The organism is Burkholderia territorii (assembly GCF_001718335.1).
Lineage (GTDB): Bacteria > Pseudomonadota > Gammaproteobacteria > Burkholderiales > Burkholderiaceae > Burkholderia > Burkholderia territorii.
Map to the genome: position 1 here is coordinate 436,854 of NZ_CP013365.1, position 25,075 is coordinate 461,928.

The following is a 25,075-nucleotide window of genomic DNA, read 5'->3' on the forward strand; positions in this document are numbered from 1 at the left end:
AACGATGCGCAACATGATGAAAGCAATCGTACTGGCCGCATGCCTGACGGCGTCGACCGTGATGGCAGCCGGCTGGCCGGAGCGTGCGTTGTCGCATGCATCGGAGCATGATGTCGGCCGCCGCGCGAGCGAACGGATGCGATGCGAGTTCACAATCGTGCCGGCGGGCGAGTGGAGCGCGACGTTTGCGCGCGGGCAATGCGAAGTCGGCAACGGACTGCTGACGTTCGTGCCCGTCGATGCGGGCGGCGTGCCCGCGCCGCTCGCCGAGCAGCGAATCGTGCTCCGGGAAGTCCGCACGGCCTCGCATCAATCGCGCAAACTGAAGGAGCAATTGCAACTGACCACGCGCGACGAAGTGATCGCGCTGAACGTGCTGACCGACGACGGCAGCCGCAAGTCGCGCGAACATGCAATCGACTTGTGGACCGCGTTGCGCAACGAGGGCGTGACGCCCGCCAACGGCACGCGCATCGTCGACGCGTATCCGACGGCCGCGACGACGTGGTGAAGCTCGCTTATCAGCCGGCCTTTACCGAACCTTCGATCAGGAAGAACGCGATGAAGCCGATGAAGAATGCGGCGGTTGCAAACGGCGTCTCCGGCACTTCGTGCGCTTCGACGAGCAGTTCCTCGGTGACGAGGTAGAGCAGCGCGACCGTGCCGAGCCCGAGCAGTGCCGCGTACAGATTCGCGGGCAGCCCCGCGAACACCGCATTGCCGACGACGGCCGCGAGGCTCAGCAACGCGGCCAGCGCAACGGGCACGACGATCGCGAGCAAGCGGCCGACGCCTGCCGAAGCCAGCGCCGCACTGACCGACAGCGCGAGGAACAGCACTTCGAGCGTCAGCGCGACGGTCAGGATGATGCCGCTTTCGTCGCTCGCCGAGAACGCGATGCCGAGCACGAGGCCGTCGACGACGAGATCGATCGCGGTGACGATGATCAGGCTGACCGGCAGCCGCGCGTCCTCGAAGCGCGTTTCGACCGCGCCGGACAGCGCGCGGATTGCGAGCATCAGCGCGAGACCGAGCACGAAGCCGACGACGACCGGAAACAGCGCGTGCGCACGATCCTGCGGCAGCAACTCGAGCGCCGCCGCCGCGAACACGATGCCGCCGGTGAAATGCTGGATGACGCTCGACGTCTTCGGGCCCGGCGCGCGCCATGCGGCGGCGAGGGCGCCGAAGCAGGCCGCCAGCAGCGGCGGTAACGTAAGGAGTGCAAGCTTTTCGGTCGGTGTCATGTGGCCTCGGCGGTGGAGCACGCCGCCGAGGGTACCGCGGCGCGCGACGGTTTTGCGCCGGGCATCGCCCCGGCATCAACCGGGGATTGAACACCTTGAAGCCGCTTCAAGGTCAAGACATTTGATGCGGGCGCGTTGGCGCCCGCGTCGGGTCACAGCTGCGCGAGCGCCTGATCGAGATCGGCGAGCAGGTCGTCGATGTGCTCGATGCCGATCGACAGCCGCACCGTCTCCTCCTTCACGCCGGCCTTCGCGAGTTCGGCCGGCGACAGTTGACGGTGAGTCGTCGACGCCGGATGCGTCGCGAGCGATTTCGTGTCGCCGATGTTGACGAGCCGCGTGAAGAGTTTCAGCGCGTCCTGGAACTTTGCGCCGCCGTCGCGGCCGCCCTTCACGCCGAACGTCAGGATGCCGGGCGCGCGGCCCGACAGGTAGCGCGCGACGAGCGGGTGATCCGGGTGATCGGGCAGCCCCGCGTAGTTCACCCATTCGACGTGTTCATGGCGCGCGAGATGCTGCGCGATCTTGAGCGCGTTGTCGCTGATGCGCTCGACGCGCAGCGCGAGCGTCTCGATGCCCTGCAGGATCTGGAACGCGTTGAACGGCGAGATCGCCGCGCCCATGTTGCGCAGCGGCACGACCCGCGCGCGGCCGATATAGGCAGCGGGCCCGAACGCTTCGGTGTAGACGACGCCGTGATAGCTGACGTCGGGTTCGTTGAGCCGCTTGAAGCGATCCGCGTGCTGCGCCCACGGGAACTTTCCCGAATCGACGATCGCGCCGCCGAGGCTTGTGCCGTGCCCGCCGAGATACTTCGTCAGCGAGTGCACGACGATGTCCGCGCCATGTTCGAACGGGCGCAGCAGATACGGCGACGGCACCGTGTTGTCGACGATCAGCGGGATCCCGTGGCGATGCGCGACTTCCGCGAGCGCGGCGATATCGGTCACGTTGCCGAGCGGGTTGCCGACCGATTCCGCGAAGATCGCCTTGGTGCGCGCATCGATCAGGGGTTCGAACGATGCCGGGTCGCGCGGATCGGCGAAGCGCGTCGTGATGCCGTATTGCGGCAGCGTATGCGCGAACAGGTTGTAGGTGCCGCCATACAGCGAACTGGCGGACACGATGTTGTCGCCGGCTTCGGCGATGGTCTGGATCGCGTAGGTGACCGCCGCCTGGCCCGACGCCAGCGCGAGCGCGCCGATGCCGCCCTCGAGCGCGGCGATGCGCTGCTCGAGCACGTCGGTCGTCGGGTTCATGATCCGCGTGTAGATGTTGCCCTGGACCTTCAGGTCGAACAGGTCGGCGCCGTGCTGCGTGTCGTCGAATGCGTACGCAACGGTCTGGTAGATCGGCACCGCAACCGCGCGCGTGGTCGGGTCGGGGCGATAGCCGCCGTGCACGGCGATGGTTTCGAGGCGCCAATTCGAAGAGGCCTGATCGGTCATGGGTGCTCCGTTCGTTGTTGTCGTGGTCGAGCGATTATAGGAGCGGTGTGCTGCCGCCTTTAGAACGAATGGTTGGTTGCTTATGGGGCGGTTGCGCAAGCACCTGGCGCGGTCCGGGCTCGATTGGGACAGCGTGCGGGAAACGCTGCGCGCGACGTCGTCAGGCGCGCGCCGATCGACCATTCAAGCGTGGCAGATCGCGATGATCTCCGCGCTGGCCGATTCATCGAACGCCGCACCTTGCCAGTCGCCGCACCATTGCGCCGACGAGAAGCCGGCAGCCGCCACGCGCGTCTGCAGTTCCGGCTGCGCGACGAAGCGCAGCCGGCTCGTGTTCTTCACCCGCGTATCGTCGCGATGAAAGTGGTAGATCGTGTCGAACGACACGATCGCGCCGTCGATCGCCGTGACCGCATGGTGCAGCTCCACGATGCCGAAATCCGGCGATTCGATGCGGGCCGTGGATGCCTGCGGTGTCCAGCCGCGCCACGGCGCGAGTCGCGGGTTGCGGGTGTCGAACAGGAAGCGGCCGCCGTCGGCCAGCACGCGGCGCACGCCGCGCAGCGTCGCGTCGATGTCCGCGTCGGTCAGCAGGCACTGGAACGCGTGCCCCGTCATCACGACGATGTCGAACGGTGCGCCGCGCGGCAGGCCGCCGAGATCGCACGCGAACCAGCCGACCGCGGCGGCACCCGGCTGGCGTCGCGCATGGTCGATCATCGCGGGCGCAGGATCGATCGCGACGACGTCGTGCCCGGCCGCCGCGAGCCGGCGCGCGAACGTGCCGGTGCCGCAGCCGAGATCGAGAATCCGTTGCCGCGTGGCGCCGATGCGCGATGCGTAGAACGCGAAGTCGTGATCGCCCGCGTTGAACCGGTCGTAGACCGCGACGAGGCGCGGGTCGGTGTAGAGGATTTCGCCGGTGGTTGCGGCGTCGGACGTCATGCGAATCGCGCGCGTCAGCGCTGCTGCACCGCGACGCGCAGCCCGAGTGCGATGAAGATCGAGCCGATGATCTTGCCCTGCCAGCGCGTGAGCCACGCGAGCCGCTTCACGAGGCGGCCGAGTGGGCGGATCGAGCACGCGATCAGCGTCGTGTACAGCGAGCTGAGCACGACGAAGATCAGTCCGAGCACCGCGAACTGCACGAACATCGAGCCGCGTTCGGGATGCACGAACTGCGGCATGAACGCGAGGAAGAACAGCGCCGTCTTCGGGTTCAGCACTTCGGCGGGAATCGCCTGGAAGTACGCCTTCAGCGGCGTGACGGGCGCCACCTTCGGCAGCGACGGATCGGACGGCCGGTCGAGCAGCGCGCGCACGCCGAGGTAGATCAGGTACGCGGCGCCGGCCAGTTTCACGATGTTGAACGCGAGCGCCGACGTCATCAGCAGCGCGGACAGCCCGACCGCCGCGAACAGCGTATGCACAAAGTCGCCGCTCGCGACGCCGAGGCCGGTCAGGATGCCGGTCTTGCGGCCGCCCTGCACGGTGCGGCTCAGCACCAGCAGCACGGCGGGGCCGGGAATCAGGAACAGACCGAGTACGACGGCGGTGAAGGTGGTCAGCGTGGTCAGGTCGAACATGGCGGCTCCGGCAAGGTTGGCGCAGCGGCGGGGGGATGATGCGGCAGCGCGGATATTCCGATCATCCAGAGGTCGATTCGCCAGACAGAATATCAGCGTTTCGGCCACCGATGGCCGCTCCGCCTGCCGCCTGTCATCCGCCCGATTCCCGATCGGAAAATTCACGAACGCCCGTATCGGGCGCCGGCGTGGCCGCCGGGATCGCGATGATCAAGATCGATCGGCAACCTTGGCGGGGGCGGCGGGCCGTTCACGCGAATGACGGTGAGGGGGCATGAGCCGCGCCGGAATTCGAACGACTGGCAGCTTGCCATGAACGCAGCAGCTTATGCAGCGCCGTTCGCCGGCGACGCGGGCGTGATGCGATGGCGGGAAATGCAGGAAGGGGGGAAGCGGAGGGGAAACGGCAAGCCGCGCATGCAAAGACGCCTGCGCGGCTTGCCCGGCCGGAGCGCGTATCGGCTGCGCGCCCGGCGTCGAACGACGCAGCTTATTGCTCGCCGTCGCCCTTGATCTGCGGCAGCGCCGACGATTCACCCGGCGTCAGCAGGCCGACTTGCGTGTACACGCGCAGCTTGTCGCGCGTATCGGTGATGTCGAGGTTGCGCATCGTCAGCTGGCCGATCCGGTCGCGCGGCGAGAACGTCGACGCCACCTTCTCCATCGACAGACGTTCCGGCTGATACGTGAGGTTCGGCGACTTCGTGCTCAGGATCGAGTAATCGTTGCCGCGGCGCAGTTCGATCTTCACTTCGCCGGTGATCGCGCGCGCGACCCAGCGTTGCGCCGTTTCGCGCAGCATGATCGCCTGCGGGTCGAACCAGCGGCCCTGGTACAGCAGGCGGCCCAGACGGCGGCCGTTCTCGCGGTACTGCTCGATCGTGTCTTCGTTGTGGATGCCGGTGACGAGGCGCTCGTACGCGATGTACAGCAGTGCGAGGCCCGGGGCTTCATAGATGCCGCGGCTCTTCGCCTCGATGATGCGGTTCTCGATCTGGTCGCTCATGCCGAGACCGTGGCGGCCGCCGATGCGGTTCGCCTCGAGCAGCAGCTCGACCTGGTCCTTGAACTCGACGCCGTTCAGCGCGACCGGCTGGCCCGCTTCGAAGCGCACCGTGACTTCTTCCGCGGCGATCTTCACGTCGTCGCGCCAGAACGCGACGCCCATGATCGGGTTCACGATCTTGATGCCGCTTTCGAGGCTTTCGAGATCCTTCGCCTCGTGCGTCGCGCCGAGCAGGTTCGAATCGGTCGAATACGCCTTCTCGGCCGACATCTTGTACGCGAAGCCGGCCTGGTTCATGAATTCGGACATTTCGGCGCGGCCGCCGAGTTCGTCGATGAACGTCTGGTCGAGCCACGGCTTGTAGATCTTCAGATCCGGGTTCACGAGCAGGCCGTAGCGGTAGAAGCGCTCGATGTCGTTGCCCTTGTACGTGCTGCCGTCGCCCCAGATGTTGACGCCGTCTTCCTTCATCGCGGCGACGAGCATCGTGCCGGTCACGGCGCGGCCGATCGGCGTCGTGTTGAAGTACGTGACGCCGGCCGTCGTGATGTGGAACGCGCCGCTTTGCAGCGCGGCGATGCCTTCGGCGACGAGCTGCGCACGGCAGTCGATCAGGCGGGCGCCGGCTGCGCCGTATTCGATCGCGCGTTTCGGGATCGCGTCGTAATCGTCTTCGTCGGGCTGGCCGAGGTTCGCCGTATATGCGTACGGGACGGCGCCCTTCAGTTTCATCCAGTGCAGCGCGGCGCTGGTGTCCAGGCCGCCGGAGAAGGCGATACCGACCTTCTGGCCGGTCGGGAGGCTTTCGAGAATCGTGCTCATAGGAATTACCGTGGATTGAAGCCGGTGGGATCGTATTTCGCGGAATATGCGAGTATCGGCTGTCCGGGAAGTTGGGGCAAGACCTGATTTTCGCGCCAATACGTCGCCGCGCCCGTCGCGGCGGGCCTGGCGGGCGATTAACGGGCCGGAGAATCCACCGGGAGCCGACCCGGGCGGCTGTTGAAACCGGCGGAATTGCGCCGCCGCGCGGGCCTGGTTTCCGGGGCCGGATCGGCCGGCCGGCACGTGGCCTTCGTCAGGTACCCGCCTGCCTCGATGAAGGGAGTTTGAAAGGTTTGCCGACGCCTGCCGGCATCCGCGCACCCTTCAGATATTCCATGCCTGCGCGGTATCGAGCAGTTTCTCGCGCAACTGGTCCACTTCGCCGGCCAGCTTGGCCGTGATCGATACGTAGCCCGACAACTGCGGCGGCGGCATGTCGTGCGGCGGTTCGGCCAAACGGCGGCGGGCCGCGAGCCGGCTCGGCGTGCCGAACTTCAGCGCGCGGCTCGCGCCGACGAGCGTGTCGCGGATGCGCCGGTTCATGGGCTTCATTTCGTCGCGCATGTATTCGCGGGCAGCCAGGTCGTCGCGGGCCGGCACCGCGCTCGACAGGATCTCCAGGTAGCCGATGCACAGGCGCAGGCTGCGCTGGATCGCCTCGAGGTGCGTGATCGAGATGTCGCACTCCTTCGACACCGACGGCATCAGCGAACGCAGTTGCACCAGCAGCGCGCTCAGCGCGGCCATCTCCTTCAGGTGCGCGTCGTCGCTCACCTGTCGGTCGCCCGCGAGCCGCGCATGCACGGCCGCGCACGCGCGCAGCGCGTCGGCGAGCTTGTAGCGCCACGAGTAGGTCGCGTAGAGCGGCAGCGCGAACGAGAACGCCAGCGCGATCGCGATGCCGGTCAGCACGTTCACCGCGCGCCACAGGCCGTCGACGATCTCATTGTCGCCATGCCCGGCCACGATCACCATCGTGATCGCCGACAGCAGCGCGATGTAGCCGGCCTTGCCGATCGCGTGATACGCGCAGACCCCGCACGCGATCGCCATCAGCAGGTAGATCGCGAGCGGTGCGTGCAGGACGGAGTAGAGCAGGATCAGCCCGAGCCCCGCGAGTGCGCCGATCGACGTGCCGAGCGCGCGCTCGGCCGCCTTCTTGCGGATATTGCCGTGATGCTGCAGCCCGCCGACGACGATCAGCACGGTGATCGTCGACCATTCGCCGTGCGGCACGCGCAGCCCGGTGGACAACGCGATCGACACGAGGATCGCGAGCGCGACGCGCGCCGCATGGATCAGCTTCGCATGCTGGTAGCGGCGGTAAGGGTCGAGCAGGGGGCGCAGCGCGTGGCGCAGGAGCGGCGGCAGTCGGGCAGGAAGCTGGGCGTTCATGACGGAGCGGGGTGGCCGGCGCAATGGCCGGCGGGATGGCCAGGATACGCGCGGGCGGCCCGCGCGGGCCGGCGCCGCGCCGCACGCGCGGCTGACGTAACGCTAGCCGAACACGCGCGGGCTGTCCACGGCCGCGCGGCGCGCGTGCCGCCGCACCGGCCGCCGTGTCATGCGTCGGCCGTGTTGGCCTCGGCGTTCGACACGCGATTGCGTCCGCCGGACTTCGCGCGGTACAGCGCCTCGTCCGCCTGCCGCAGCAGCGTCGCGGCGTTGACGCGCCCGCCGGCGGCAGTCGCGGCGCCGATGCTCGCCGTCACGTGCCCGTACGGGCTGCGCCCGTGCGCGATGTCGAGCTCGGCAATCGCACGGCGGATGCCTTCGGCGACGATCGCCGCTCCCCGCGCATCGGTGTCGGGCAGCGTGACGACGAATTCCTCGCCGCCGTAGCGGGCGACGTGATCGCTGTCGCGGCGCAGGCAGCCCGACGCGGATTGCGCGACGCGGCGCAGTACGTCGTCGCCGGCGAGGTGGCCGTAGTAGTCGTTGAACGCCTTGAAATGATCGACGTCGACGAACAGCACCGACAGCGGGCGGCCGCTGCGCGACGCGCGCTGCGCTTCCTTCGCGAGCACCGTGTCGAACGTGCCGCGGTTGTCGAGGCCGGTCAGCGAATCGGTGTGCGCGAGCCGGTACAGCTTCGATTCGGCGATCTGCCGGCGCTTGAGTTCGCGCGACAGCGCGAGCGCGCCCCAGCCGATGAATGCCGTAAACAGGCACATCAGCACGGCAGCCCAGATCGTGCGATGGCGCCACGATGCATAGACGTCGATTTCGGCGGGCGCGACGTCGACGACGAGCGGCAGGTTCGCGAGATGCTTGTAAACATAGATGCGACGCACGCCGTCGATCGCGCCGACGCCGGTGAGCGCGCCTTCGCTGCGGCGCTGCGCCTCGATGAAGAGCGGGGCGTCGTGAAGGTCGAGGCCGACCACGCGCGCATCGTACGGCAGGCGCGACACGAGCGTGCCGTTGTCCTCGACGATCGCCGCGCTGCCGTGCTTGCCGACCGCGAGACCGTCGAGCAGTGCGCGGAAGTAGTCGATGCTGAGCGTGCCGACGACGATCCCGCCGAAGCGGCCGTCGGCCAGCGTGATCCGCCGGCTGAGCGCGATCGTCAACGCGCCGCCGCGCAACCGGGATGCATAGGGCCGGCTGATGTACAGACCCTGGGCGAGCCGGTCGCGATGCACCGCGAAATAATCGCGGTCGGCGAAATTACCTTGTCGCGGCGACGATTCGGCGGAATCGATCACGATATTGCCCTGCGCATCCATCACGAAAATGGCGCCGAGATACGCACCGGTCGCCGCGCGATCGAACAGCAGTCGATGACGCTGACGCGGCGGCAGTGTCATCAACTCCGGATCGGCGAGACCGTCGACGACGTTTTGCAGCGACAGATCGTACAGTTCGATATTGCGGGAAATATCGCGCTCGATCAGCAGCATCAGGTTGCGCGCATTTTCGACCGCATGGTCGTACGCGTCGCGGCGTGCCTCGATTAACAGCGATGCCGAGAGCCCCCAGCTGAACAGCAACAGCACGACGCCCGCGACGAGCACGCCGCGGGGCGACAGAATGCGTGCCACGGCCGACGCGGTATGACCGCGCAGCGCGGCGAGCGGCGTGGGTGGCTTCATTCTCGGGGACGGGCGGCGGATATTTGCGTCGCAGACGATTCCGCGCACTGATTAATTCGCATTATTCGGCATTATCTCGCGAATTCCCTGCTTTCGCCGCGCGATGCAAAACATGCATGTCCCGAGCGTGATTCGGAACGATTACATACGGTTACCGTGAGTCGGGGTTCAATTTGATTTAAATCAATTGCGGGCGGCCGGTATTTCGTCTGATTATTGACGCGCATGCCGATCGATTTGTCGTTTTAATACAGGATCGGACGATTGCGCCGGCGCGATTACCGACCACACGGTTCGCATCGTGGATGGCCGCATGAGTGACATGACCTGTGTTACGCGCCCGCCAACCGTGCTGCCGTTTCTCCGCCCGGCCGCCTCCAACCCGTTGATTCTGCTGCGCCTGCATGCAGCGCCGGGGGCGTTCGGCGCTCAGCTGTCGCCTCGGCGAATCAGGTAGAATCCGCGCTTCGCCGCAGGCGCCCGGCGCACGACGCATATCGGGGCCGCATCGAATGCATCGCAACAGGCGGCGCGCCGCGCCCCGATCCCGCATGCGCCGGCTCCGGATGCCGGCCCGCTCAACGTTCGTCTCGTTTATGTCCGCAACTCCGAATTCCGACCAACCCGGTTCGTCCGCGAACCCACCCAAGCTTCATCGCGCGCTGAAGGCGCGCCATCTGACGATGATCGCCATCGGCGGCTCGATCGGCACGGGCCTGTTCGTCGCGTCCGGCGCGTCGATCTCGCAAGCCGGCCCCGGCGGCGCGATGGTCGCTTACATGCTGATCGGCCTGATGGTCTACTTCCTGATGACGAGCCTCGGCGAAATGGCCGCGTTCATGCCGGTCTCGGGCTCGTTCGCGACCTACGGCGCGAAATACGTCGACGAAGGCTTCGGCTTCGCGCTCGGCTGGAACTACTGGTACAACTGGGCCGTGACGATCGCGGTCGAGTTGGTCGCCGCGCAGCTCGTGATGCACTACTGGTTCCCGGACGTGCCGGGCGTCTGGTGGAGCGCCGCGTTCCTCGGCGTGATGTTCCTGCTCAATGCGCTGACCGTGCGCGGCTTCGGGGAAGCCGAATACTGGTTCGCGCTGATCAAGGTCGTTACCGTGCTCGCGTTCATCGGCGTCGGCCTGCTGATGATCTTCGGCATTCTGAAAGGGGCGCCGGCCAACGGCTGGGGCAACCTGACGATCGGCGACGCGCCGTTCGCGGGGGGGCTGCCCGCGTTGATGGGCGTCGCGATGATCGCGGGCTTTTCGTTCCAGGGCACCGAGCTGATCGGCGTCGCGGCCGGCGAGTCGGAGAATCCGCGCACGACGATCCCGCGCGCGGTGCGTCAGGTGTTCTGGCGCATCCTGCTGTTCTACGTGCTGGCGATCTTCGTGATCGGCGTGCTGATTCCCTATACCGATCCGAACCTGCTGAAGAGCGACGTGACCGACATCGGCGTGAGCCCGTTTACGCTCGTGTTCCGCCACGCGGGCCTCGCGTTCGCGGCCGGCGTGATGAACGCGGTGATCCTGACGGCCGTGCTGTCGGCCGGCAACTCGGGCATGTACGCGTCGACGCGGATGCTCTACAACCTCGCGACGGAAGGCCGTGCGCCGAAGCTGTTCGCGAAGCTGTCGCCGGGCGGCGTGCCGCGCAACGCGCTGTACGCGACGACGGCGGTCGGCGCGCTGTGCTTCTTCACGTCGCTTTACGGTGACAAGACGGTGTACCTGTGGCTGCTGAACACGTCGGGGATGACGGGTTTCATCGCGTGGCTCGGCATCGCGATCAGCCACTACCGGTTCCGCAAGGGCTACGTGAAGCAGGGCTACGCGCTCGACCAGCTGCCGTACCAGTCGAAGTGGTTTCCGTTCGGCCCGCTGTTCGCGTTCGTCCTGTGTCTCGTGATCGCGCTGGGCCAGGACTATCAGGCGTTCCTCGCGAACCGGATCGACTGGGCGGGCGTGGCCGCGACCTACGTCGGCATTCCGCTGTTCCTCGTCGTATGGCTCGGCTACCGGCTCCTGAACAAGAGCCGCTTCGTGCGCTACGAGGACATGGAGATCGCGCCGTGGGTCGCCGCGAACCGCGGCGCGCAGATGCAACGCGTGGAGAACCGCGAAACCGCGGGCTGATTGCCCGCGCGGCACGCGGCCGCACGATGGCGCAACGAAACGGGAAGCCGCGCGCTTCCCGTTTTTTTTGTCCGCTTTCGCCTGTACGGGGTCAAAGCCGGTTATATTGCCCGACCCTGCCGGGCCAACGCCCGGCCGGCGCGACGCGCGCGACGCGGATCGGGCATCCGGCGCGCGCGTCTCGCGACGGCCGGCGGCGCCCGGCGTTTCCATCGTTCCGCCGCGGCCGGCACGGCCCGCGGAGCGCGCAACCTTAGAGGAATCCAGGAATCCATGAGTGCATCACCCGCCGAGCGGAAAGCCGGACCCGTTTCCATCGTGCGAATCGAAGCCGCGATCAACGCGTGGCGCGAAGTGTATCCGCCGGCACCGGACGGCGAGGACGGCTACGCGCTCGACGCCGGCAGCAACTGCCTGGCCGAGCTGTATGGCACGATGATCTGCTATCGGCTGCCGGACGTGCCGCTCGACTCGCTGAGCGACGCGCAGCGCGACGCGCTGTACGCAACCGAGGCGTGATGCACGGCCGGGACGCTGCCACGGCACGGCGTCGATGACGAAACGGGAGGCCCTGCGGCTTCCCGTTTTGCCTGGCGCGGTGCCGGGCGCCACAGCGGCACCGCGCGGCTCGTGCCGGTACCGGCGCGGGCTGAGGTATCGTCATGGCATCGGGATCGGGTGATGACCGGACGTCAGGCGCGGCACGCGTCCGTGCGGGGTGAATGAACGTCCGTTGCCGGTCCGGGAGGGTTCGAACATGGAGTTGAGACACCTCCGCTACTTCGTCGCGGTTGCCGAGGAGCGGAATTTCACGCGTGCGGCCGAGCGCCTGCACATCGCGCAGCCGCCGCTCAGCCGGCAGATCCAGCAGCTCGAGGAGGCGCTCGGCGTGCCGCTGTTCGAGCGCAACGCGCGGCCGCTGAAGCTCACCGACGCGGGGCGGTTCTTCTATTCGCACGCGGTGCAGCTGCTCGCGCAGACCACCGAACTCGAATCGATGACGAAGCGGGTCGGCAAGATCGAGCGCAGCATGTCGGTGGGATTCGTCGGTTCGACGCTTTACGGGATGCTGCCGAAGATCATCCGGCGCTTTCGCAGCGAGTATCCGGCCGTCGAATTGAGCCTGCACGAGATGTCGACGATGGACCAGATCAAGGCGCTGAAGGAAGGGCGCATCGACGTCGGGTTCGGGCGCATCCGTCACGAGGATCCGAGCGTGCGGCGTGTCGTGCTGCGCGAGGAACGGATGATCGTCGCGCTGCCGGTCGGTCACGTGCTCGACGGCGCGAAGCCCGTGCTGTCGCTGCACGATCTCGTGAACGACACGCTGATCATCTTTCCGAAGGCACCGCGGCCGAGCTATGCGGACCAGGTGCTCGCCGCCTTTCACGATCGCGCGTTGCAGCCGCGCAAGATCTACGAGACGCGCGAACTGCAGATCGCGCTCGGGCTCGTCGCGATGGGCGAGGGCGTGTCGGTCGTGCCGCACAGCGTCTACGGCCTGAAGCGCGACGACATCAGCTACAAGCCGCTCGACGATCCGAACCTCGTGTCGCCGATCATCATGAGCATGCGGATGCTCGACGAGTCGGGGGACATCCGCGCGATGCAGGCGTTGATCTACCGGCTGTACGACGAGTCGCAGATGGAATATCTGCCGCCGCAGCCGGAATGAGCGTGCGCACGGCAGGGCTTGCTTGACGCGGCACGCGTCGCCGGGTCACCATCGTCGGCATTCGATGCGGCTTGCCCGCGCGCGGCCGCCCTCATGCAGACGACACACACATGACTGACATCGTGACCGAGGAGACCTGGGTGGAGACGCCGCAAGGGCGTCTTTTCGCGAAGCGCTGGCACGGCGTGCCGCGGCAGGCATCGGCGGCGGCAGAGCCGGCCGTGCCTATGCCGGCCGCACCTATGCCGGCCGCGCCAATCGTGCTGCTGCACGATTCGCTCGGCTGCGTCGAACTATGGCGCGACTTCCCGGCACAACTCGCGCGTGCCACCCGGCGCGACGTGATCGCCTACGACCGGCTGGGCTTCGGTCGGTCCGATCGTCATCCTGGGCAACTCGCGACGACGTTCGTGCGCGACGAGGCCGATCACGGGTTCCGTGCGCTGCTCGAGCGATTCGGCATCGACGCGTTCGTGGCGTTCGGGCACAGCGTCGGCGGCGGCATGGCGGCCGGATGCGCGGCCGCGTATCCGGCACGTTGCCGCGCACTGGTGACGGTCTCCGCGCAGGCGTTCGTCGAGGATCGCACACGCGACGGCATTCGCAACGCAGCGCAGCAGTTCGCCGCGCCCGGCCAGCTCGAGCGGCTCGCGCGCTATCACGGCGACAAGGCCGAATGGGTGCTGCGCGCGTGGGTCGACACCTGGCTGTCGCCGGCGTTTCGCGACTGGAGCCTCGACGACGAGCTGCCGCGCGTGCATTGCGCGACGCTCGCGATTCACGGCGAGCAGGACGAATACGGATCGGACGTGCATCCGAAACGGATCGCAGCGCGCGTCGCGGGGCCGTCGTCGTTCCTGCTGCTCGCTGGATGCGGACACATGCCGCATCGCGAGCGGACCGACGACGTACTCGCGGCCGTGACGACGTTCCTGCGCGACGCGCCCGCCTGAACGCGAAGGGCGCCTGCGTGCGATGCGACCGGCGGGCCGAACCCGCCGGCGCTCAGAACGACAGCTGGATTGCGAGGTCGATCGCGAGAATCGCGATCGAGCAGCCGATGCCGAGCACCACGTTCGGCAGCCGGTGTTCGAAGTCGCGATTGTCGCGACGCATCGCGGCACCGAGCAGGAAGATCGCCTCGACGACGATCTGCAGGCCGACGAACAGCAGCATCAGCAGATACTCGTAGCCCATCTGCTTGAACGCGCCGAATTGCATCCCGTGATCGCGGATCCATTGGCCGACGCGCAGCAGTTCGTAGACGAACAGCAAGGCGGGAAACAGGTAGCTGATGAAATACGTCGGCGCGGTGGCGTGCCGTAGTTCGAGGTGGAAGTGCTGATGCGTGGTAGCCATCAAGAAGCCCTCCTTGCAACGCATGATTGCGGTCGCGACGGCGGCGCGACGACGTGCGGACTAAGGGATTGCCCGAGGCATCGTGCGCGGTCGTACGGCACCAGCATACTGCTGCGCGGGGAATTTGGCATCCCGTCCGTGCAATCGTTGTAAAAATCCCTCCTCGTCGCGTCGCGATACCTTCAACGGTCGTCGCCCGCGATTCTCCAGTGCGACAGGCTGCCCAAGCATCACGTTCAACGCGATTTCGCGCGAAAGCGGCATCGACAACGATGCGTTGATGCAGCAGCGCCGCGCGAAAGGCGATGTGGCGAAAGCGCCGATGTCACATCGGCAGGACTACTACGAACGATTCAAGCGCGACTGCGCGGCGGCGCGCGACCCGGGCGAAGTGCAGCAGCCGACGCTGTCCGCGCCGACGCGACGATCCACGAGGCGATCGGATCGGCGGCCATTGGCGGCGCCAGGCACGGAATGGCCGCGACGGCCGCTCACGCTTTCGCGCGCGCACCTTCGACGAACAGCGTCGCGACCGACCGGAATTCCCGTTTCAGCGACAACCCAGGCACGGTCAGCCAGCGCAGCATGGCCGCGAGATACAGATGATGGAACCATGTGGCGAGCTGGTCGGCCGCCAGCGCCGGGTTCAGTTCGCCTGCCTGCTGCCCGGCCGCGATCAGTTGCTGCCAAACGGGCGCGATGTCGCCGCCGTTGCCGGTTTCCGCTTGCGCCACGCCGATACTCAGGAAACGATGCCGCAGGTAGGCGAGCAGGTACGCCGGATGTTGTTCGCACCACGCGGCCGACGCGTCGAGCACGCAGGCGATCCGCGACGCGAAGGTCTTCCGTCGCGCGATGTCGCGTTGCAGGTGCGCGAGATCGCGCGCGAGTTCGCGTTCGAGCCAGTGCGCGAGCACGGCCTCCTTCGTCGGAAAGTGGTTGTACAGCGTGCGTTTCGCGACATCGGCCTGCGCGGCGATCTGTTCCATCGTCACGGCATCGTAGCCGTGCGCATCGAACAGCCGTGCGCCGGTGTCGGCGAGATGCGCGAGCATCTGGATGCGCTTGCGTGCGCGGCGGCCCGGATCGTCGTTCGTCGTCGGCATGGTTCGGTATCTGCTGAAAGTGCACGAATTGCATTAGTATACGACGTGCATTTTTATGAATCCACTCGCCTGCATCGTGTACAAGGAGCCACGCATGAAGCTCGTTATCGCCACCTACGGAACCGAAGGCGACACGCGCCCGCTCGCGGCGCTCGGCCGCGCGCTGCTGGATGCCGGTCATGAGGTCACGTTGCTGGCCGACCCCGCGACGCTCGGTTCGGCTGTCGCGCTTGGCGTGCCCAGCGCACCGCTGTCCGGCGACATCCGCGCGGCGATCGCGCCGCAGGGCGCGTTGTCCGACGCGGTGCGCGGGCGAGGCGGTTTCAACGACACGTCGAAGGCGCTCGCGGCGATCGCGAATGCGAACACGGCGGCATGGATGCGCGAAGTCGCGGACGCATCGGCCGGTTGCGATGCGATCCTGGTGTCGGGGCTGGCGTCGTTCGTCGGGCTGTCGATCGCCGAGTATCGCGGCGTGCCGGCGATCGGCACGGGAATGATCCCGATCACGCCGACCGCAGCGTTCGCGTCGCCGTTTCTGCCGCCCGGCAACGTGCCGCGCTGGCTGAATCGCGCGAGCCACCGGCTCGTGAACGCGCTGCTGTGGCATGCGTTCAAAAGGGCGACCAATGCCGCGCGCGCCAGCGTGTGCGGACTGCCGCCGCGCCGGCGCGTATGGACCGATCATCCGATGCTGTACGGCGTGTCGCCCGCGCTGCTGGCCGACCCGGCCGACTGGCCGCCGCATGTGATGGCATGCGGCCAGTGGCGCGTCGACGCGCCGGCGTGGACGCCGCCGCTCGCGCTGTCGCGTATTCTCGACGCGGGCGATCCGCCCGTGTATATCGGCTTCGGCAGCATGGCGGGGTTCGACCGGGCCGCGATGGTCGCCGCGCTGGTGCACGCGCTCGACGGCCGGCGCGCGCTGTTTCATCCGGGGTGGAGCGGCATCGATGCGTCGATGCTGCCGGCGCACGTGTGCGTGATCGGCGAGACGCCGCACGACCGGCTGTTCCCGCATGTTTCGATGGCCGTCCACCACGGCGGATCGGGGACCACCCATTCGGCCGCGCGGGCGGGCATTCCGTCGGTCGTCGTGCCGTTCGCCGGAGATCAGTTTTTCTGGGCGAGCCGGCTGCAACGTCTCGGCGTGGCCGACGCGCCGGTGGCGGGGCGACGTGTGGACGCCGCGGCGCTCGCACGCGCGATCGCGTTCGCGGCACGCGCCGACACGCAAGCGCGTGCCGCCGAGCTCGGTGCGCGGCTCGCGCGGGAGGATGGCGTGCGGCTGGCGGTCGGCGCGATCGAGCGCTGGGGGCGCAACGGCGTGCGGTGAATGCGCCCGTCCCGCGTCAGAAGTGCCCGGTGAACCGGTAGCGGCTGCCCGGATGCCACAGATTGGCCACCGACGCGACCATCCCTTGCGACCACGTGCGCCGATGCAGCAGCAGGCACGGCTCGCGTTCGTCCATCGTCAGATGGCGGCGCGTCGCCGCATCGGGCATCGCGGCCTCGATCCGGTACTCGACCCGCTGCAGCGGCGCGACGCGCGTCAGGTACTGGTTCGGCGTCGTCGTCGTGAAGTCCTGCAACGCATATTCGGGCGCGCAGGCCGGGTTGACCCAGCGCTCCTCGAGCTGCACGGGCGTGTCGTTCTCGAAATGCAGCACGCGTGAATGGAAGATCGGGCTGCCGGTGTCGAGCTGCAGCTCGTCGGCGAGCTTCGCATCGGCGACGGCCGCGCCGACCTCCAGCACCTGCGCGCGATATGCATGGCCGCGCGCGGCGACTTCATCCGAGATGCTGCGGATCGCGACCAGCGTCGATTCGTATTTCGGCGACGCGACATACGTGCCCGAGCCGCGCGTGCGCGTGAGCACCTGTTCGGCCGTCAGCTCGCGCAGCGCGCGGTTGACCGTCATCCGCGCGACGTTGAATTCGCGCGCGAGCTCGTTCTCCGACGGCACCTGGTCGCCTTCCGCCCACTCGCCCGCATGAATGCGCGCGAGGATGAAATCCTTGATTTCCTGATAGATCGGTGTGGTCATTGCATTGCTGTTCAAGAGACGGCGGCCGCGTGCCGTCGCGGGCCGGCCTTCGTGCGGTGTCCGGGCGGAGTGTACCGGGTTCGACGCGGTGCGGGCCCGACTGCGGGCCCGGGATTCGGGTTATTCCGGCCCGTGTCCGGCCCGCCGATCGGCAGCCGGCAGAGCGCATACGGGCTGCGGCCGTCTCGCCGTCGAGCGCGACGGCCCGGGAAGTATAGACAAATGCACGCAGGACGACGACGCGCCGAATCCGCACAGAAAGCTGGATTTTATCTGCATGTAATCTGTAGTGAATTGAAATATAAGGAAAATTCGCTCATCAAAATAATCCGCAGACAATTAGAGATAAACACGGATTGCTGGTGGCGACCTGAAAAAGGCAAAGTTGTATGTACAACTTCGGAGGTCGCCGGACGGGCGACGCCCGGGTTGCAAGGGTTCGCGGCGGCGACGTCGACGGCCCGTGCCCAGTTCGCCCACGACAGGAACGCCATGAAGAAACTCGCGCTCAGTATTGCCCTTGCCTGCCTCGCGGTCGGCGCCCACGCCAAGGATTGGTCGACGATCCGGTTCGGCGTCGACGCCAGCTATCCGCCGTTCGAATCGAAGGATGCAAGCGGCAAGGTCGTCGGCTTCGACGTCGATCTCGGCAACGAGATCTGCGCACGGCTGAAGGCCAAATGCGTGTGGATCGAGAACGACTTCGACGGGATGATCCCCGCGCTGAAGGCGAAGAAGTTCGACGGCGTGCTGTCGTCGATGTCGATGACGCCGGCGCGCGCCGAGCAGATCGCGTTCTCCGACAAGCTGTTCAACACGCCGACGCGCCTGGTCGCGAAGAAAGGCGCGAACCTGCAGCCGACGGCCGAATCGCTGAAGGGCAAGTCGGTCGGCGTCGAGCAGGGCACGATCCAGGAAACCTACGCGAAGACGTACTGGGCGCCGAAGGGCGTGCAGGTCGTGCCTTACCAGAACCAGGACGGCGTGTACCAGGACCTGATGTCCGGCCGCCTCGACGCCGCGCTGCAGGACGCGGTGCAGGCTGAAATCGGCTTCCTGAAGACGCCGCGCGGCGCGAACTTCGAGTTCGCCGGCAAGGACATCGACGATCCGAAGACGCTCGGCAACGGCGCCGGTATCGGCCTGCGCAAGGACGATGCCGACCTGAAGGCAAAAATCGACCACGCGATCGCCGACATGATCAAGGACGGCACGTACAAGAAGCTCGAGAAGAAGTACTTCGCATTCGACGTCTACGGCGGCTGACGCCTTCGCGGCGCACGCGGCTCGCACCGCGCTGCGCCGCCCGTCTTTCTGGACACGCTCACATGATCTTCCAAGGATTTGGCCCGCTGTTGTGGGCCGGCACGGTCGAGACCGTGAAGCTCGCGGTGCTGTCGCTCGCCGCGTCGCTGATACTGGGCCTCGCGGGCGCGGGCGCGAAACTGTCGGCGAACCGCGTGCTCAAGTCGGTCGGCACGTTCTACACGACGCTGATCCGCGCGGTGCCCGATCTCGTGCTGATGCTGTTGCTGTTCTACGGGATCCAGATCCTGCTGAACAATGCGACCGACCTGCTCGGCTGGGATCAGATCGACATCGACCCGTTCGTGGCCGGCGTCGTGACGCTCGGCTTCATCTACGGCGCGTACTTCACCGAAACGTTCCGCGGCGCGTTCCTCGCGGTGCCGCGCGGCCAGCTCGAAGCGGGCTTCGCATACGGGATGAGCGGCTGGCGCGTGTTCCACCGGATCCTGTTCCCGCAGATGATGCGCTTCGCGCTGCCGGGCATCGGCAACAACTGGCAGGTGCTCGTGAAGGCCACCGCGCTCGTGTCGATCATCGGCTTGGCCGATGTCGTGAAGGCGTCGCAGGACGCCGGCAAGAGCACGCTCGATTTCTTCTTCTTCACGCTCGCGGCCGGTGCGATCTACCTCGCGATCACGACGGTGTCGAACGTCGTGCTGCACCACCTCGAGAAGCGTTATTCCGCCGGCGTCCGGAGGCTTGCACTGTGATCGAACTCGTCAGCCAGTACTGGCAAAGCTATCTTTATACCGACGGCTACCGCTTCAGCGGCCTCGCGATCACGCTGTGGCTGCTGGTCGTGTCGATCGCGCTCGGTTTCGCGCTGGCCGTGCCGCTCGCGATCGCGCGTGCATCGTCGAACCGCTGGATATCCGGCCCGGTGTGGCTCTATACGTACGTGTTCCGCGGCACGCCGCTCTACGTGCAGCTGCTGATGTGCTACACCGGGATCTACAGCCTGCAGGTCGTGCACAACCACGTGCTGCTCGACACGTTCTTCCGCAACGCGATGAACTGCACGCTGCTCGCGTTCGTGCTGAACGAATGCGCGTACGCGACCGAGATCTTCGCGGGCGCGATCAAGGCGACGTCGGCCGGCGAGATCGAGGCCGGGATGGCCTACGGGATGTCGCGCTTCAAGCTCTATACGCGCATCATCCTGCCGTCCGCGCTGCGCCGCTCGCTGCCGAGCTACAGCAACGAGGTGATCCTGATGCTGCACGCGACGACGCTCGCGTTCACCGCGACCGTGCCCGACATCCTGAAGGTCACGCGCGACGTCAATTCCGCCACGTACATGTCGTTCCAGGCCTACGGCATTGCAGCCGTGCTGTACGCCATCGTCGTATTCGCGCTCATCTGGGCGTTCCGCAAGCTCGAGGCGCGCTGGCTCGCGTACCTGTCGCCGCGCGGCCATTAACGCATTCGCAAGATTCGCAAGGAAGGACCAAGCATGTACAAGCTCACCGTTGACAACCTGCACAAGAAATTCGGCGACAACGAGGTGTTGAAGGGCGTGTCGATGAAGGCGAAGGCCGGCGATGTGATCAGCATCATCGGCTCGAGCGGCTCCGGCAAGAGCACGTTCCTGCGCTGCATCAACTTCCTCGAGCAGCCGTGCTCGGGGCAGATCACGATCGGCAACGAGCCGATCGAGACCACGCGCGACCGCAACGGCGCGCTGCGCGTGGCCGACCAGAAGCAACTGCAGCGCATGCGCACGAAGCTGTCGATGGTGTTCCAGCACTTCAACCTGTGGGCGCACATGACGGTGCTCGAGAACGTGATCGAGGCGCCGATGGCCGTGCTCGGGATCGGCAAGGAAGAGGCCGTCGCGCGCGCACGCAAGTATCTGGAGAAGGTCGGCCTCGCGCCGCGCGTCGAAGGCATGTATCCGTCTCACCTGTCGGGCGGCCAGCAGCAGCGCGTCGCGATCGCGCGTGCGCTCGCGATGGAGCCGGAGGTGATGCTGTTCGACGAACCGACGTCGGCGCTCGACCCGGAACTCGTCGGCGAAGTGCTGAAGGTGATGCAGAAGCTCGCCGAGGAAGGCCGCACGATGGTCGTCGTCACCCACGAGATGGGCTTCGCGCGCAACGTGTCGAACCATGTGATCTTCCTGCACCAGGGGAAGATCGAGGAGGAGGGCGATCCGCGGGAGATTCTCGTCAGTCCGAAAAGCGAGCGGCTCGGGCAGTTTTTGTCGGGACGGCTCAAATAAGCGGGCGCTGCCGCAGCCTGGAACGCTAAATGCTTGTCCCGGATGACTCTGTCGACCGAGGAGCGCCGCGATGAGCACGCCGACCCCTACCGCGTTTTCCCACGTGAAGCCGCAAGACACCGCGTATCAAGGCGAAGGCCTGCGCGACTTCTTCCTGTATCGCGATCTCGGCATCGCGGCCGCGACGAACGGCAAGGTCATCGCGCAGCTCGTCAGGGCGAATCATGCACCGGCGGCGGGCACCGGCTGGCACCGTCACGAGGCCGAGTTCCACATCGTGATCATGCTGAAGGGCTGGGCGCGCTTCATGTACGGCGACCGCGAGACGCTGGTGAGCGCCGGCGACTGCGTGCACCAGGCGCCGGGAATCGTGCACTATCTGTTCGACTACTCGCCCGACATGGAGTATCTGGAGATCGTCGGGCCGGCCGATTTCAAGTCGATCGACGTCGAAGGGCCCTGCGAAGTGCCCGCGCCGACGCCGTGGGGCGACGCGGGCGCGTAGCCCCGTTACTCCGTTCCTCCGTTGCTCCGCACGCGGGCATCCCCGCGTGCCTGCCAAAGACCGCCTTCCGGCGGTTTTTTTATCGGCCGCGTTCAGGCGCGTCGTCCTGCTTCGGTCATTCGGTATCCCAAGCGTTCGCCGCGTAAGGAAATCGAAAAAATAGACGGCGATTCGTCAGCCGCGCGTGACGTTTCGTTACACGCTGTCAAAGATGGTCAATTCGCGACAGGTGCGGTGCACGGCGTGTCGGCACCCCGCGTTAAGGAGGGGACAGCCGGACCACCGGCTGCCCTACCCAGGAGAATGTCATGACCCGCATCGCGAAGATCCTGACCGTAACGGCCGTCGCCTGCGCCATGCTCGTGCCGGCACTGGCGGAAGCGCATTCGCACCGCGTGTGCCATTTCGATCATCACCACCACCGCGTGTGCCGCTGGGTCCATTGACCCGAGGCGCGGTATGCCCGGCATCGTGCCGGGACGTTTTCCCATTCAGGCAAATCAGGAGAGGAATATGAAAAAGACGATGTTGATCGCCGCGCTCGTCGCGGGCATGGGCATGTCGATCGGTGCGTTCGCACAGGTTCCGGCCAGCGCGCCGGCCGGCACGACCGGGCTGTGCAAGGACGGCTCGTTCTACTCGGGCGCGTCGAAGAAGGGTGCATGTGCCGGCCACAAGGGCGTGAAGACGTGGTACGGCGCATCGTCGGCAGCCGCGGCCAGCGCACCGGCCGCGGCCCCCGCGACCGCGGCTTCCGCTTCCGCCGCATCGGGCGCGGCCCCGGCGAAGAGCGCGCCCGCGACGACCGCGGCAGCGGCGCCCGGCGGCGGCGCGGGCAAGGTGTGGGCCAACGACAGCACGAAGGTCTACCACTGCTCGACCGACAAGTACTACGGCAAGACGAAGCACGGCAGCTACATGTCGGAAGCCGATGCGAAGGCGAAGGGCTATCACGCATCGCACGGCAAGGCCTGTTCGTAACGAGAGGTCGCGCGAGTCTTCGCGCTCGCGCCCTGCCCGGTATCGCGCCCCGCCACCCGTGCGGGGCGATTCATTTGCACCGCCGACGTGCCACGCCGAATGCCGCCATGCCGCGCGGGTTCAGTGCACGCGATCGGATTGCGTCGCGGTCGCCGCATCGTGCGTGGCAGCGCGCGCGTCGAGCAACGACCGCAGCGTCACGTAGCGCGCGCTGCTCGCGCTGCCGTCCGTGTCGGCGGTGCGATCGTACGGTTCGTTGTCGTGGATCGTCGCACGCACGATCGGATAGATCTGCGTCTCCCAACGGCTGCCGTTGAACACGCCGTAGTGGCCCACGCCCGTCTGCACGTGGTGCGTCTTCAGGTACGGCGGCAATCCCGAGCACAGCTCCTGCGCGGCCACTGTCTGGCCCACGGCGCAGATATCGTCCTTCTCGCCCTCGATCGTCAGCAGCGCGGTGCGGTGAATCGCGGCCGGTTCCACCAGCCGGCCGCCGACCACCAGCTCGCCGCGCGCGAGCGCGTATTGCTGGAACACCTTTTCGACCGTTTCCAGATAGAACTCCGCGGTGAGATCGGCCGTCGCGAAGTATTCGTCGTAGAAGTGGCGAAGCGTGTCGGCTTTCGCCGGGTCGCCTTTCGCGCGCTCGTAGTAGAGGTCCGCGAACGACGCGGCGTGGCGGTCGGGATTCATCGACATGAACGCGCCGACCTGCACGAAGCCCGGATACACGCACCGCTGCGCGCCGACGAAGCCGGCCGGCACGACACTGATCAGGTTGCGCGCGAACCATTCGATCGGCCGGCTCGTGGCGAGCGCATTGACCTTCGTCGGATTCACGCGGCAGTCGATTGGCCCCGCCATCAGTGTCAGGCTCGCGGGCTGGGTCGGATCGCCGGCGGCCGCCATCAGCGCGACCGCGGACAGCGCGGCGACGGTCGGCTGGCAGATCGCGAGCACGTGTGCGTCCGGGCCGATCTGGTGAATGAAATCGATCACGTGACCGACGTATTCGTCGAAGCCGAAACGCCCGGCCGAAAGCGGGATGTCGCGCGGGTTATGCCAGTCGGTGATGTACACGTCGTGATCGGCCAGCATCGTGGCGACCGTGCCACGCAGCAGCGTCGCGAAATGTCCGGACATCGGCGCGACGATCAGCACGCGCGGCTGGCGCGGAACCGGCCGCGTCTTGCGGAAATGCAGCAGCGTGCCGAATGGAGTGGCCGCCGCGGCTTCCTCGGTGATCGGCACCGATTCGCCGTCGACGACGACCGACGCAATGCCGAACGGCGGGCGCCGGTGCGAAAACGCGCAGCATTCGAGCAGTTCGCACAGTGCGTCTACCATGCGGCCCGTCGGCGTGGCCGTGGCGGCCGGCCACAGCGACATCGTCGCGCGCGTGGCGACCGCCCATGCGCGCGCCGGGCGCAGGCATTCCGCAGACCATTGGTAGAGCGGATAGGCAAGCAGGTTCATGTCCGTCGCTCGTCGCGTCACGTTGCATTGACCGAGGCAAGCCGTGTGCCAGCGTGCGGCTGGCACGCGCGTTGCACGCGGTTCGCGCATGCGGCATCGCACGCGGTGACGCACGGGCCCCCGTGCAGCCGGACGGCCGAACGTCACACGCTGCTGCAGCGGTTCGGGGTCACGGCCGTGGGGCCACGTCGTGCGGCGATGCGCCACTTCGGCGAACGCGCGGCACCGGCGTGGTGCGCTCGACGTGGCGCGGCGTGCGCTTTCGGTGCAGGGGCACGAACGGCAATCAGCAGGAGAGCGACATGGACTCTACCGGACAGACGACGTTGACCATCAGCAGCCGAAACTACTCGTCGTGGTCGATGCGCGGCTGGCTGCTCGCGAGGCTGAGCGGGCTCGTCTTCGAGACCGTCAGCGTGCCGATCGACGCGGCATCGCGCGCGGAGTTGCTGCTGCTGTCGCCTTCGATCCTCGTGCCGTGCCTGACGCACGACGGCAGCACGGTGTGGGACACGCTCGCGATCGCCGAGTACCTGAACGAGATCCGGCCGCAAGCGCGGCTGCTGCCCGACGACCGGCATGCACGCGCGCATTGCCGGTCGATCTGCGGCGAGATGCATTCCGGTTTCAGCGCGCTGCGCTCCGCGCTGCCGATGAACCTGCGCGCGCATTTTCCCGGTTTCCGGATCTGGTCGCGTGCGCAGCACGACATCGAGCGCATCGTAACGATCTGGCGAGAGTGTCTGGCCGCGTATGGCGGCCCCTGGTTGTTTGGCGAGCAGATCGGTGTCGCCGATGCGATGTACGCGCCGGTCGTCACGCGCTTCCTGACCTACGACGTGAAACTCGAACCCGAAATCGCCGAGTACTGCATGCGCGTCCTCGCGCATCCGTTCGTCGCGGAGTGGATCGATGCCGCGAAAGCGGAGCATGAAGACATCGACGAACTGGATATGGAGTTCTGACGCGCGTCGCATCTGCGTGCATTGAATCGGACGCACGCACGTCGTTCGAAACGAATCGCCGGTGCGGCCGCGCAACTCGCAAACGTTTTACG

General features: G+C 66.9%; 25 protein-coding genes. 14 read left to right on the top strand and 11 right to left on the bottom strand.

All coding sequences use genetic code 11. The features are described from left to right. Positions 1–13: 13 nt before the first annotated feature. The gene (locus WS51_RS02065) at positions 14–511 is read left to right on the top strand and encodes a hypothetical protein (RefSeq protein WP_230938195.1); all 498 of its coding nucleotides are present in this window, start codon (positions 14–16) and stop codon (positions 509–511) included. Positions 512–521: 10 nt separating this feature from the next. Here the strand turns inward: WS51_RS02065 and WS51_RS02070 are convergent, their stop codons facing one another. From WS51_RS02070 to WS51_RS02100, 7 genes are all read right to left on the bottom strand, one after another. Further along, positions 522–1,247 carry a ZIP family metal transporter gene (locus WS51_RS02070; RefSeq protein ID WP_059848040.1) on the bottom strand — a complete coding sequence of 242 codons (726 nt, stop codon included), beginning with the start codon at positions 1,245–1,247 and terminating at the stop codon, positions 522–524. A 152-nt stretch (positions 1,248–1,399) separates the two neighbouring features. Further along, positions 1,400–2,695, bottom strand: a complete 1,296-nt coding sequence (locus WS51_RS02075; RefSeq protein WP_059450495.1) for an O-acetylhomoserine aminocarboxypropyltransferase/cysteine synthase family protein — start codon at positions 2,693–2,695, stop codon at positions 1,400–1,402. A 183-nt stretch (positions 2,696–2,878) separates the two neighbouring features. Next, entirely contained in the window at positions 2,879–3,640 is a 762-nt protein-coding gene (locus WS51_RS02080; protein ID WP_069228526.1) for a class I SAM-dependent methyltransferase, read from the bottom strand. Between the two features lie 14 nt (positions 3,641–3,654). Continuing rightward, a complete protein-coding gene (locus tag WS51_RS02085) occupies positions 3,655–4,281 on the bottom strand; it encodes a LysE family translocator (RefSeq protein WP_069228527.1) in 627 nt (208 codons plus the stop codon). A gap of 490 nt (positions 4,282–4,771) precedes the next feature. Continuing rightward, positions 4,772–6,109, bottom strand: coding sequence for an argininosuccinate synthase (gene argG / locus WS51_RS02090; protein ID WP_059503747.1), 1,338 nt, complete (start codon positions 6,107–6,109; stop codon positions 4,772–4,774). A gap of 327 nt (positions 6,110–6,436) precedes the next feature. After that, the gene (locus WS51_RS02095) at positions 6,437–7,507 is read right to left on the bottom strand and encodes an FUSC family protein (RefSeq protein ID WP_059450500.1); all 1,071 of its coding nucleotides are present in this window, start codon (positions 7,505–7,507) and stop codon (positions 6,437–6,439) included. Between the two features lie 167 nt (positions 7,508–7,674). Continuing rightward, positions 7,675–9,207, bottom strand: a complete 1,533-nt coding sequence (locus WS51_RS02100) for a GGDEF domain-containing protein (RefSeq protein WP_059503745.1) — start codon at positions 9,205–9,207, stop codon at positions 7,675–7,677. 596 nt (positions 9,208–9,803) lie between these two features. On the opposite strand from WS51_RS02100, the gene WS51_RS02105 reads away from it, so the two are divergent. The 4 genes from WS51_RS02105 to WS51_RS02120 all read left to right on the top strand — a co-directional run bounded on the left by WS51_RS02105 (position 9,804) and on the right by WS51_RS02120 (position 13,967). Further along, a complete protein-coding gene (locus tag WS51_RS02105; protein ID WP_059503744.1) occupies positions 9,804–11,339 on the top strand; it encodes an amino acid permease in 1,536 nt (511 codons plus the stop codon). A 273-nt stretch (positions 11,340–11,612) separates the two neighbouring features. After that, positions 11,613–11,858 carry a DUF3717 domain-containing protein gene (locus tag WS51_RS02110; protein WP_044848083.1) on the top strand — a complete coding sequence of 82 codons (246 nt, stop codon included), beginning with the start codon at positions 11,613–11,615 and terminating at the stop codon, positions 11,856–11,858. Between the two features lie 238 nt (positions 11,859–12,096). Beyond that, positions 12,097–13,014 (top strand): LysR family transcriptional regulator, encoded by a 918-nt coding sequence (locus WS51_RS02115; RefSeq protein WP_069228528.1) that lies wholly within the window; start codon positions 12,097–12,099, stop codon positions 13,012–13,014. A gap of 110 nt (positions 13,015–13,124) precedes the next feature. After that, positions 13,125–13,967, top strand: a complete 843-nt coding sequence (locus tag WS51_RS02120; protein WP_069228529.1) for an alpha/beta fold hydrolase — start codon at positions 13,125–13,127, stop codon at positions 13,965–13,967. A 52-nt stretch (positions 13,968–14,019) separates the two neighbouring features. On the opposite strand, the gene WS51_RS02125 is transcribed toward WS51_RS02120, so the two are convergent. Together WS51_RS02125 and WS51_RS02130 are read right to left on the bottom strand one after the other, a co-directional pair. Further along, on the bottom strand, positions 14,020–14,373 hold the full coding sequence (locus tag WS51_RS02125; protein WP_059448820.1) for a hypothetical protein: 354 nt from the start codon (positions 14,371–14,373) through the stop codon (positions 14,020–14,022). A gap of 491 nt (positions 14,374–14,864) precedes the next feature. Beyond that, positions 14,865–15,479, bottom strand: a complete 615-nt coding sequence (locus tag WS51_RS02130; protein WP_059798808.1) for a TetR/AcrR family transcriptional regulator — start codon at positions 15,477–15,479, stop codon at positions 14,865–14,867. Positions 15,480–15,573: 94 nt separating this feature from the next. Here WS51_RS02130 and WS51_RS02135 point away from each other — a divergent pair, with 94 nt between their 5' ends. After that, entirely contained in the window at positions 15,574–16,815 is a 1,242-nt protein-coding gene (locus WS51_RS02135) for a glycosyltransferase (RefSeq protein WP_069229102.1), read from the top strand. Positions 16,816–16,831: 16 nt separating this feature from the next. Here the strand turns inward: WS51_RS02135 and hutC are convergent, their stop codons facing one another. Continuing rightward, positions 16,832–17,527 carry a histidine utilization repressor gene (gene hutC / locus WS51_RS02140; RefSeq protein WP_059448825.1) on the bottom strand — a complete coding sequence of 232 codons (696 nt, stop codon included), beginning with the start codon at positions 17,525–17,527 and terminating at the stop codon, positions 16,832–16,834. A 492-nt stretch (positions 17,528–18,019) separates the two neighbouring features. On the opposite strand from hutC, the gene WS51_RS02145 reads away from it, so the two are divergent. The 7 genes from WS51_RS02145 (at position 18,020) to WS51_RS02170 (ending at position 22,542) form a co-directional block, all read left to right on the top strand. Next, positions 18,020–18,793 carry an ABC transporter substrate-binding protein gene (locus tag WS51_RS02145; protein WP_060021969.1) on the top strand — a complete coding sequence of 258 codons (774 nt, stop codon included), beginning with the start codon at positions 18,020–18,022 and terminating at the stop codon, positions 18,791–18,793. A gap of 62 nt (positions 18,794–18,855) precedes the next feature. Then, a complete protein-coding gene (locus WS51_RS02150) occupies positions 18,856–19,545 on the top strand; it encodes an ABC transporter permease (RefSeq protein WP_059448816.1) in 690 nt (229 codons plus the stop codon). After that, the gene (locus WS51_RS02155; RefSeq protein WP_060021968.1) at positions 19,542–20,255 is read left to right on the top strand and encodes an ABC transporter permease; all 714 of its coding nucleotides are present in this window, start codon (positions 19,542–19,544) and stop codon (positions 20,253–20,255) included. The genes WS51_RS02150 and WS51_RS02155 overlap by 4 nt, the downstream gene beginning before the upstream one ends. 33 nt (positions 20,256–20,288) lie before the next feature. Continuing rightward, positions 20,289–21,056, top strand: a complete 768-nt coding sequence (locus WS51_RS02160; protein ID WP_069228530.1) for an ABC transporter ATP-binding protein — start codon at positions 20,289–20,291, stop codon at positions 21,054–21,056. Positions 21,057–21,126: 70 nt separating this feature from the next. Beyond that, positions 21,127–21,561 carry a cupin domain-containing protein gene (locus WS51_RS02165; RefSeq protein ID WP_059503739.1) on the top strand — a complete coding sequence of 145 codons (435 nt, stop codon included), beginning with the start codon at positions 21,127–21,129 and terminating at the stop codon, positions 21,559–21,561. A gap of 308 nt (positions 21,562–21,869) precedes the next feature. After that, a complete protein-coding gene (locus tag WS51_RS32425) occupies positions 21,870–22,007 on the top strand; it encodes an HHHH-motif protein (protein ID WP_167357958.1) in 138 nt (45 codons plus the stop codon). 67 nt (positions 22,008–22,074) lie between these two features. Next, a complete protein-coding gene (locus WS51_RS02170; protein ID WP_059503738.1) occupies positions 22,075–22,542 on the top strand; it encodes a DUF3761 domain-containing protein in 468 nt (155 codons plus the stop codon). 120 nt (positions 22,543–22,662) lie between these two features. On the opposite strand, the gene WS51_RS02175 is transcribed toward WS51_RS02170, so the two are convergent. Further along, the gene (locus tag WS51_RS02175; protein WP_069228531.1) at positions 22,663–24,018 is read right to left on the bottom strand and encodes a polyhydroxyalkanoate depolymerase; all 1,356 of its coding nucleotides are present in this window, start codon (positions 24,016–24,018) and stop codon (positions 22,663–22,665) included. 302 nt (positions 24,019–24,320) lie between these two features. On the opposite strand from WS51_RS02175, the gene WS51_RS02180 reads away from it, so the two are divergent. Further along, positions 24,321–24,983 carry a glutathione S-transferase family protein gene (locus tag WS51_RS02180; RefSeq protein WP_059504050.1) on the top strand — a complete coding sequence of 221 codons (663 nt, stop codon included), beginning with the start codon at positions 24,321–24,323 and terminating at the stop codon, positions 24,981–24,983. Positions 24,984–25,075 lie beyond the last annotated feature (92 nt).

Bases quoted from the DNA above. Each gene is read 5' to 3' on its own strand.
- WS51_RS02170 (WP_059503738.1), top strand. From the start codon at position 22,075: ATGAAAAAGACGATGTTGATCGCCGCGCTCGTCGCGGGCATGGGCATG.
- WS51_RS02150 (WP_059448816.1), top strand. From the start codon at position 18,856: ATGATCTTCCAAGGATTTGGCCCGCTGTTGTGGGCCGGCACGGTCGAG.
- WS51_RS02135 (WP_069229102.1), top strand. From the start codon at position 15,574: ATGAAGCTCGTTATCGCCACCTACGGAACCGAAGGCGACACGCGCCCG.
- WS51_RS02100 (WP_059503745.1), bottom strand. From the start codon at position 9,207: ATGAAGCCACCCACGCCGCTCGCCGCGCTGCGCGGTCATACCGCGTCG.
- WS51_RS02120 (WP_069228529.1), top strand. From the start codon at position 13,125: ATGACTGACATCGTGACCGAGGAGACCTGGGTGGAGACGCCGCAAGGG.
- WS51_RS02080 (WP_069228526.1), bottom strand. From the start codon at position 3,640: ATGACGTCCGACGCCGCAACCACCGGCGAAATCCTCTACACCGACCCG.
- WS51_RS02180 (WP_059504050.1), top strand. From the start codon at position 24,321: ATGGACTCTACCGGACAGACGACGTTGACCATCAGCAGCCGAAACTAC.
- WS51_RS02160 (WP_069228530.1), top strand. From the start codon at position 20,289: ATGTACAAGCTCACCGTTGACAACCTGCACAAGAAATTCGGCGACAAC.
- argG (WP_059503747.1), bottom strand. From the start codon at position 6,109: ATGAGCACGATTCTCGAAAGCCTCCCGACCGGCCAGAAGGTCGGTATC.
- WS51_RS02110 (WP_044848083.1), top strand. From the start codon at position 11,613: ATGAGTGCATCACCCGCCGAGCGGAAAGCCGGACCCGTTTCCATCGTG.
- WS51_RS02165 (WP_059503739.1), top strand. From the start codon at position 21,127: ATGAGCACGCCGACCCCTACCGCGTTTTCCCACGTGAAGCCGCAAGAC.
- WS51_RS02115 (WP_069228528.1), top strand. From the start codon at position 12,097: ATGGAGTTGAGACACCTCCGCTACTTCGTCGCGGTTGCCGAGGAGCGG.
- WS51_RS32425 (WP_167357958.1), top strand. From the start codon at position 21,870: ATGACCCGCATCGCGAAGATCCTGACCGTAACGGCCGTCGCCTGCGCC.
- WS51_RS02105 (WP_059503744.1), top strand. From the start codon at position 9,804: ATGTCCGCAACTCCGAATTCCGACCAACCCGGTTCGTCCGCGAACCCA.
- WS51_RS02145 (WP_060021969.1), top strand. From the start codon at position 18,020: ATGAAGAAACTCGCGCTCAGTATTGCCCTTGCCTGCCTCGCGGTCGGC.
- WS51_RS02065 (WP_230938195.1), top strand. From the start codon at position 14: ATGATGAAAGCAATCGTACTGGCCGCATGCCTGACGGCGTCGACCGTG.
- hutC (WP_059448825.1), bottom strand. From the start codon at position 17,527: ATGACCACACCGATCTATCAGGAAATCAAGGATTTCATCCTCGCGCGC.
- WS51_RS02070 (WP_059848040.1), bottom strand. From the start codon at position 1,247: ATGACACCGACCGAAAAGCTTGCACTCCTTACGTTACCGCCGCTGCTG.
- WS51_RS02095 (WP_059450500.1), bottom strand. From the start codon at position 7,507: ATGAACGCCCAGCTTCCTGCCCGACTGCCGCCGCTCCTGCGCCACGCG.
- WS51_RS02075 (WP_059450495.1), bottom strand. From the start codon at position 2,695: ATGACCGATCAGGCCTCTTCGAATTGGCGCCTCGAAACCATCGCCGTG.
- WS51_RS02130 (WP_059798808.1), bottom strand. From the start codon at position 15,479: ATGCCGACGACGAACGACGATCCGGGCCGCCGCGCACGCAAGCGCATC.
- WS51_RS02085 (WP_069228527.1), bottom strand. From the start codon at position 4,281: ATGTTCGACCTGACCACGCTGACCACCTTCACCGCCGTCGTACTCGGT.
- WS51_RS02175 (WP_069228531.1), bottom strand. From the start codon at position 24,018: ATGAACCTGCTTGCCTATCCGCTCTACCAATGGTCTGCGGAATGCCTG.
- WS51_RS02125 (WP_059448820.1), bottom strand. From the start codon at position 14,373: ATGGCTACCACGCATCAGCACTTCCACCTCGAACTACGGCACGCCACC.